Source organism: Mycobacterium attenuatum, assembly GCF_900566085.1.
GTDB classification, from domain to species: Bacteria; Actinomycetota; Actinomycetes; order Mycobacteriales; family Mycobacteriaceae; genus Mycobacterium; species Mycobacterium attenuatum.
In genome coordinates this window covers 1-7,489 of the sequence record NZ_UPHT01000012.1, presented here as the reverse complement: position 1 = coordinate 7,489, position 7,489 = coordinate 1, and the positions used below count along the sequence as shown (strand labels likewise).

5 protein-coding genes and 2 pseudogenes are annotated in these 7,489 nt (G+C 66.7%); 1 reads left to right on the top strand and 6 read right to left on the bottom strand.

The window, feature by feature from the left end; translation table 11 throughout:
* The 6 genes and pseudogenes from esxG to EET13_RS02225 all read right to left on the bottom strand — a co-directional run.
* Positions 1-127 (bottom strand): annotated as a pseudogene (gene esxG / locus EET13_RS02250) (type VII secretion system protein EsxG); the annotation flags it as partial.
* A 46-nt stretch (positions 128-173) separates the two neighbouring features.
* The gene (locus tag EET13_RS02245) at positions 174-1,520 is read right to left on the bottom strand and encodes a PPE family protein (protein WP_122440764.1); all 1,347 of its coding nucleotides are present in this window, start codon (positions 1,518-1,520) and stop codon (positions 174-176) included.
* The gene (locus tag EET13_RS02240; protein ID WP_122440763.1) at positions 1,517-1,831 is read right to left on the bottom strand and encodes a PE family protein; all 315 of its coding nucleotides are present in this window, start codon (positions 1,829-1,831) and stop codon (positions 1,517-1,519) included. The genes EET13_RS02245 and EET13_RS02240 overlap by 4 nt, the downstream gene beginning before the upstream one ends.
* Positions 1,832-2,371: 540 nt before the next feature.
* Positions 2,372-3,823: a PPE family protein gene (locus EET13_RS02235; protein WP_122440762.1), complete on the bottom strand. Its 1,452-nt coding sequence runs from the start codon at positions 3,821-3,823 to the stop codon at positions 2,372-2,374.
* 138 nt (positions 3,824-3,961) lie between these two features.
* Entirely contained in the window at positions 3,962-4,867 is a 906-nt protein-coding gene (locus EET13_RS02230) for a class I SAM-dependent methyltransferase (protein WP_122440761.1), read from the bottom strand.
* A 10-nt stretch (positions 4,868-4,877) separates the two neighbouring features.
* Positions 4,878-6,449, bottom strand: coding sequence for a PPE family protein (locus tag EET13_RS02225; RefSeq protein ID WP_122440765.1), 1,572 nt, complete (start codon positions 6,447-6,449; stop codon positions 4,878-4,880).
* Positions 6,450-6,716: 267 nt separating this feature from the next.
* Between EET13_RS02225 and EET13_RS02220 the strand changes: the two are divergent.
* Positions 6,717-7,268: pseudogene (locus tag EET13_RS02220) on the top strand (PE family protein); the annotation flags it as partial.
* Positions 7,269-7,489: the final 221 nt, after the last annotated feature.

Genomic DNA, 7,489 nt, shown 5'->3' with positions numbered 1-7,489 from the left:
GGAACGCCTGCGCCGACATCGCCGACTGCTCGGCCTGACCAATGGTGTGACGCATCAGCGCCGCCTTGGCCGTAAACGCCGACTGCGACGCCACCAACTGCGGAATATGGGCATCCAACAAACTCATAACTTTTCCTTTCGATGTGGTTTTCCAGTTACTCGTTGTCAGCTCGTCAAGCTGCAAACGCCTGTTGGCTGCCCGCTCCGTGGTCGCTCGGCACCCAGGTGGCCGGCAGCATCGGCTGGTGCGCGGCACCGCCGTACTCGGCGCCCTGCACTGCCGTCAATCCGCAGGGCTGTCCGACGATCTGCTTGCCGGCCGTTCCGGCAAACCCCGACGTCGCGGCACCACGATCAGAAGCCAATGCCGACGCGGGCGTGTTCCCGAGACCCGGCTGCACCGCCGACACCAACCGCGCCCGCTCTCCTGCCCCACTAACCACCGCCGCGGCGCCCGGAGCCGGCCGAACTACCCCGATAGCCGCCGCCGGCGCAGCCACCAATCCCGCAGCCGGCGCGGCCACCGCACCAACCGCCGGCATAGCGGCCAATCCGGCCAATCCGGCCACACCAGCAACACCCGGAACGACAGCGGCCGCCAACGCTCCCGCGGCCGTGCCCATCAAGAGCGAACCAACACCGAACAGATTGCTGATGATCCAGCCGCCAATAATGTCGACAACCCCCAGGACAAGAGCGAACAGCAGCAATGGAATCAGCATCACTCCGATGGCAAACCAGGTCTCGGTGAGCACCAGCATTATCACAGCTTCGAGTGCCACCCAGAAATTCAAATTCACCAGTGCGACGATCAAATTGTACGACCACACAGCGAACGAGAAGGCAACGTTCGCCAGTAACTGACCGATCTGTGTCCATGCCTTCGAGAACAATTCCAAGAATTGTGTCAGTTGGGGCCACGGGAAGGGGGTCAGGGTTTGACCCGCGGTGGCCGCAGCGTTGCCGGTCTCACCCACGCCGGGTTTGATCAGCACCGGCGCCGGCGTGATGTGCGGTGTGCAGACCAATGCCGCGCCGCTGACGGTCTCATAGACGCTCATCGTGGTCGCGGCCTGGATCCACATCCGGAGATAGTCCGCCTCGTTCAGCGCGATCGGAATAGTGTTGATGCCAAAGAAATTCGTCGCGACCAATAGCCCATGGGTGCCGTGGTTGGCGGCCAGCTCTGCCAAGATCGGCATTGCGGCCAGTGCGCTGACGTAGGCCGCCGCTACGGTGTCATGCGCGGCGGCAGTTGCCGCGCTGCCGGCGCTGGTCTGCATCAACCACGCCACATATGGCACGTGCGCGGCCAGGTACGCTTCGACGCTGGGACCATGCCACGCGCCGGCCTGCACTGCTGCCAGTATGAGCGTGAGCTCTTCTGCCGCCGAGGCGTATTCGGCACTCAGCGATGCCAATGCCCCCGATGCTGCCAGCAGCGGTGCGGGGCCGGCGCCGGCGCTGAGCAATGCCGCATGCAGCTCTGGCGGACTGGCCATCCAGAGCGGCGCGGTCATACCCAGCCGCCCGAGGCCGAGTACGTCACTGCCGCTGCGGCGTCGCCCGCGGCGTAACTGACGCCGGATTCAGCGACACCGATCCCCGAACGGCCAAGCTCTTCGATGCCTTCGGCTGCGACCGCGGCGTGGGCGCCGCCGTGCGCGCTGAACCCGGCCGCGGTCTGTACCGACACCGGGTCAGCCGCCGGCGGCACCACCGCGGTAATTGCCGGTAGTGCCGCAGCATGCGCGGCCGCCAGGCGAGCGGTGAGCGCTGCTACCGCCGCGCTGGCCGCTGCCAAACCTTCCGGAACCACCTGCAACGTCACTGTCGACTCCTTCCGATTGTGTCTCATCCGCCTGCATGGCCGAAGGCCTTACCGGCCGCGACTGTCAGGCACAGTGCGGAAAAAAGTCTCACGGAACGTACCCCTTGTCAACAGTTGTCTATAGCTACGGTTACGTAGGAAACACGGTAGGAAAAACCTACGTGCGCGTAGGCATTTCGCATCACCACGAGTCGTGAGCGAGTACGGAAATGTACCCGTTGTCAGCTGCCGTGCGGCTAGATGCGGTCGCGTTCTCCGAATTTTGTTGCCGTAGTTCGGCGCTCCACCTGAGTCCCGCGCACGCCGGTCGAAATACGTTGTACATCAACGGATCTCTTAGGACGTCCAACCAGACGTCAACGAATGGAAGGTGCGGGGCGCTTCGTGAAGTCACGCAGCAAGGGTGCGGACGAACCCGGCGACGACGACTCTCCGATGTTATTGGGACCTATGAGTTCCGGCTGGCCAGGGCGGCATCGAATGCTATGTGTCTCCGATATCCTTTTGCCCCAAAGAATTCCATGAATACAAATAGTTATCTCAACTACCGGGAACCATTGGCACGACCGGTCCGCCGCCGAACCCGTCGCCGGTGAGCGTCGCCAGCCCCGCCGCTTCCTGGATGCCTTGCCGGCCTGCGGTTCCGGTGAATCCCAGAATCCCCGCCCCCTGGCCGGACGCTGTGGACGGAGCAGGCACCGCATCCGACGAGGCTTCTGAATCCAGGAACTCGTAACGAAAACCACAGTCCTGCAACGCTGTCCGACGGCGTCGGCGCGCACGTTTCTCATCCCGGGCCGCCGCAGCAGCCGCCGCCGGGGTGGCAACCAGATCCGGTTCGGGCGCTGACCGCCGGGCGAACGCACTCATCGCCGAGTCGAACCCCACGCCGGGGCCGCCGACGACATAGGGAAACGCCGCACCGCCGATCCCGGCGGCCGGCGGTGGTGCGGCGGACGCTGCTGACACCGCGGCCGGCGCAGCCGATGGTGCGGGGGCCGTCGTTGCAGCCGCGGCCGGCGTCGCCGCCACAGTCCCAAATGCGGGGCTGGCGACGACGTGCACACCGGGCTCCGACATGACCGGCCCGGGCTCGGCCGCCACTTCCGGCATCGCAACGGGCTGCGCGCCGGTCAGTGCGGTCAATCCGGCAAAGCCACCCAAGAGACCGGGGGCGGTGACCGACAACGCCAGCGGAAGGGCCTGCAATTGCGGGAACGTGCTGATAACTTCGCCCAGATGGCTGATTTCGTCGGCCACAAGTAGCGGAATGTCGTTCTGAATTAGTGCGATCGACGCGGACGGGTTCTCCGGAAATTCCTCCAGATCCCTGCCCAGGGTTTGGGTGATTTCGGTGAAGCGGTTTATCCACCAATTCAACTGCGTCGGGTCGCCGCCGTCATTGTCGACGATTCCGCCATGGTCACCCTCGTCGGCGCCGTCGTCGGTGTGCATCACCTCGATTTCCGGGGCCGGCTCGGCCGGCGGCGCGGACGCCACTGCCGCACCGGAGACCTCCTGATATGTCGACATGGTGGCGGCCGCCTGGATCCACATCCGCACGTAGTCGGCCTCGTTGAGCGCAATGGGAATGGTGTTGATCCCGAAGAAGTTGGTGGCGACCAACACCGCATGGGTCGCGTGGTTGGCAGCCAATTCCGCCATCGTCGGCATCGCCGCCAGCGCCGCGGTGTAGGCCGCGGCGGTGGCCTCATGCTGAACTGCCCTCGTCGCGCTGCTCGCGGCGGCCCGCATCAGCCAGGCCAGATACGGCGAGTGGGCCTCCACATAGCGTGCGGCCGTCGGCCCCTGCCAGGCGCCGGCCTGAACCGAACCCAGAAGCTCGGCGAGCTGCTCGGCCACCGCGGTGTATTCGGCACTTAGCAAACTCCACGCCGAAGCCGCAGCCAACATGCCGCCCGGCCCGGGTCCGCTGCTGAGCTGAGTCGAATGCACCTCTGGGGGCCAAGCCATCCACACCGGTGCCGTCATGTTCAGGCCAGCCGGTCCAGTGCAGCCGCGAGCGCCATCCAGGCCTCCTTGCCGGAATACATGGCGAGCGGTCAGTAGTCGGACGCCGGCCCGAAAAAGTTCCCGCGCAATGCAAACTCATTGCATTTTCGCGTGCAGCTACGGCTTGGTGGCACTGACCAGCGTGTTGCGCATGAACATCGCCCCGGCCTCGGAGTCCGGTTCGGGCACCGGCCGGCCGACCTCGTCGAGGTACTCGACCAACGGAGTACCGAGCGCGGTCCAGCCATGCGCCCCGAACCATTCAGTGGCCGGTGCGCATTGCTCGTTGTAGACCAACTGGAAAAACGGTCTCGCGTCACCGGCCGCGACGACAGCACGTTCTTCTTCCACTTTGGCGGCGAATACTTCCGGCGGAAGCGGGCTGCCGTCCTCCACAGCGGCGTGGCTGCCGGGGCAGGCCAGGTTGTCGATGCCGGTGAACAGCTGCTCCTGCGCGGCGGCCGGTAGATAGATCAGCAATCCCTCGGCGATCCACGCTGACGGTTTGGCCGGATCAAAGCCGTTCTCCTGCAACGCTCGTGGCCAGTCGTCCCGCAGATCGACCGCGACCTCACGACGCTCGGCGCGCGGTTTGGCACCCCTCCGGAACAGAACCTCACGCTTGAAATCGAGCACCTGCGGACGGTCCAGTTCGAAGACCGTCGTCCCGTCCGGCCAGGGCAGCCGATACGCGCGCGAGTCCAATCCGGCCGCCAAGATGACCACCTGGCGCGCCCCGGCGTCGGCAGTCCGCTGGAAATACGCGTCAAAGTACCGCGTGCGAGCACCCTGGAAATTGACGAAATGCCCACCGAAGTCGGTGCTCTTCAAGTCGTGGTCGACAAGCTTGCCATCGAGCAAGTCGGCCCAGGCACCGCCGACGGCACGGCAGAACAGCTCCGCGTACGGGTCGAAAGACAGCCGATCGGGCTTCTGGGCCTCCAAAGCCCGTGCCGCGGCCACGAACAGCGCGGTCGATCCCACACTCGTTGTGATGTCCCAGGTGTCACCTTCACTGCGCACCCAACCGACATTAATGCGCGTCCGGACGGTCCGGCTGCCAAGTGCCCGGCAGCATCGGCGCCTTGGCTCCAGCACCGAATTGATCGCCAGTTACCGTGGTCAAGCCGGCCGCCGCGGTGGCGGTGTCCTTCTCAACCGTGCCGGCAAATCCCAGATTCGTCGCACCCTGATCTGAAGCGGTCGGCCCGACCGGGTCCGCATCCTGTGGTGCATCCCATTCCGGACCGACCTCAACGTCCATGAATTCCTGGCCGTGGTCGCGCAGTTCGGTTCGACGGCGCCGTCGCCGACGGGTCTGCTCGCGGGCAGCTGCCGCTGCCGCCGCCGCGGCGGAATCGGGTTCCGGTGCCTTCTTCTTGGCGCTAGCGGCGGCGCTGGTGCTCATCCCCTCGCCGAACCCGATGCCAGGGCCGCCGCCAACCAGGAAGGGATAGCTGAAGCCCGGTGCCGGTGGGGCCGTTGGCGGTGCCGGACCGGCACCGGTCCCCGCACTGGTCGCGGAGGCGGGTGTCGGCGCCGGGGCTGGCGCCGCGCCCGACGCGGGAACCGACGCAGGCATCCCGGCGACCGGCACCATGGCGGGCGCGGCTGGGACCGGTGGCGCGGCGACCGGTATTGCGGGCGGCGGGATTCCGGCCAGCCCGGACAACCCCGCGAAGCCAGTCACCGCCCCTAGGTTGGAGATGGCGCCGCTGATAGCGACAGCGAGCAACTGCGGCGATTGGGTCAGCGCTTGGACGATCTGCGCGATGTGGGTGGGCCAGTCGAACAGCATCAGTTCGACGAGGAATTGCATCGCCGCCGCCGGGTTGGTGAACAGGTCCTTGGTGAACGTTTGAAAGTCCTGGCTTAATTCGAGCGCACGAACCAGCCACCAGATGGGTTGGGCCGCATTCGTGTAGTCGTCGTAGGGGATCCCGTTGACAGTGCCTTCGGCGGGATCCCATATCACCCGACCACCGGTGATGATGCGCAGAACTTCAGCAACGAAGTTGTCGATCGGGGTGGCGTAACCGCCGTGTTCATGGCCGTCACCCGCGGCTTCGGCGGTCACTATCTGCGGCGCCGCGGCAGTCGGCGGCGTGGATGCGACTGCCGCGCCGGACACCGCTTGATAGGTCGCCATCGTGGTGGCTGCCTGAATCCACATCCGCATGTAGTCGGCCTCGTTGAGCGCGATCGGGATGGTGTTGATCCCGAAGAAGTTCGTCGCCACCAAGACGCCATGGATGGCGTGGTTGGCCGCGAGCTCGGCCAGTGTCGGCATCGCCGCCAAAGCGGTGGCGTAGGCGGCGGCCACCGTTTCATGCCGCGCGGCCGCGGCCGCACTGACCGTGCCAGCTTGCATCAACCACATCAGATAGGGCACGTGGGCGGCTACATACCGCTCAGCAGTGGGGCCTTCCCAGGCACCGCCCTGGACCGCGCCCAGCACGGCCATGAGTTCGTCTGCTGCGGCACTGTATTCGGCACTCAGCGCCGACCACGCCGCCGCCGCCGCCAGCAGCGAACCCGGCCCAGGTCCGCTGCTGAGCAACGCCGAATGCACTTCCGGCGGCGACGCCATCCACACCGGGGACATCACCGCAAGCTTCGGCACGTGATAAACATGGTTTTCATTATCGACATTCGAACACCGGGGACGGCCACAGTGCAAGTCCCGTTGTGGATGTGACGGCTCGGCCGCGTCGTCACTTGCTTGCGGCCCGCGAAAAGAAGGCCGGGATTTCGCCAAACCCGCAAAGGCGCCGGCGGCACGGGGATAGGCTGTATTGGCCGAATTTCTCTGGTGACGGGGGAGCCCCAGGTCGGCATGACAACGCAGTCATGGCGTATCGGGAGGTGTCGGATGTCGTTTCTGATCGCAGCGCCGGAGGCGCTGGTGGCAGCGGCAACAGATCTAGCCACCATCGGGTCGACCGTCGGCGAGGCTAATGCCGCCGCCGCGGCCAACACGACGAGGTTACTGGCTGCGGGCGCAGACGAGGTTTCCGCGGCGATCGCGGCATTGTTCGGCGCGCACGGCCAGGCCTATCAGGCATTGAGCGCGCAGGCCGCCGCTTTTCATCAGCAGTTTGTGCAGGCGCTAAATGTGGGCGGGACATCGTATGCGGCTGCCGACTATGCCGCCGCGACACCGCTGCAGCCCCTCCTCGACGCGATCAATGCGCCGTTCGTCGCGGCTACCGGGCGTCCGCTGATCGGCAATGGTGCCAACGGAGCCCCGGGAACCGGGGCCAACGGCGGGGCCGGCGGTTGGCTGATCGGCAACGGCGGCGCCGGCGGGTCCGGAACGTCCTCAACGACCGCCGACGGCGGTAAGGGCGGCGCCGGCGGGGCCGCCGGGCTGCTCGGTAGCGGCGGGGCCGGCGGCGCCGGCGGCAACACCTCGGCCGCCGGCAAGGCCGGCGGAACCGGCGGGGCCGGCGGGAACGCCATGCTGATCGGCGCCGGTGGCGCCGGCGGAGCCGGCGGCAGCTCGACGGATGCCGCGGGCACGACCGGCGGGGCCGGCGGGGCCGGCGGCAACGCCGGCATGCTCTTCGGCGCCGCCGGCAACGGGGGTCCCGGCGGGTTGACCAACGGCATCGGTGCCACCGGCGGGGCCGGCGGGGCCGGCGG

Coding starts and splice junctions, on each gene's coding strand:
- EET13_RS02235 (WP_122440762.1), bottom strand. CDS start 3,823: ATGACGGCACCGGTGTGGATGGCTTGGCCCCCAGAGGTGCATTCGACT.
- EET13_RS02245 (WP_122440764.1), bottom strand. CDS start 1,520: ATGACCGCGCCGCTCTGGATGGCCAGTCCGCCAGAGCTGCATGCGGCA.
- EET13_RS02225 (WP_122440765.1), bottom strand. CDS start 6,449: ATGTCCCCGGTGTGGATGGCGTCGCCGCCGGAAGTGCATTCGGCGTTG.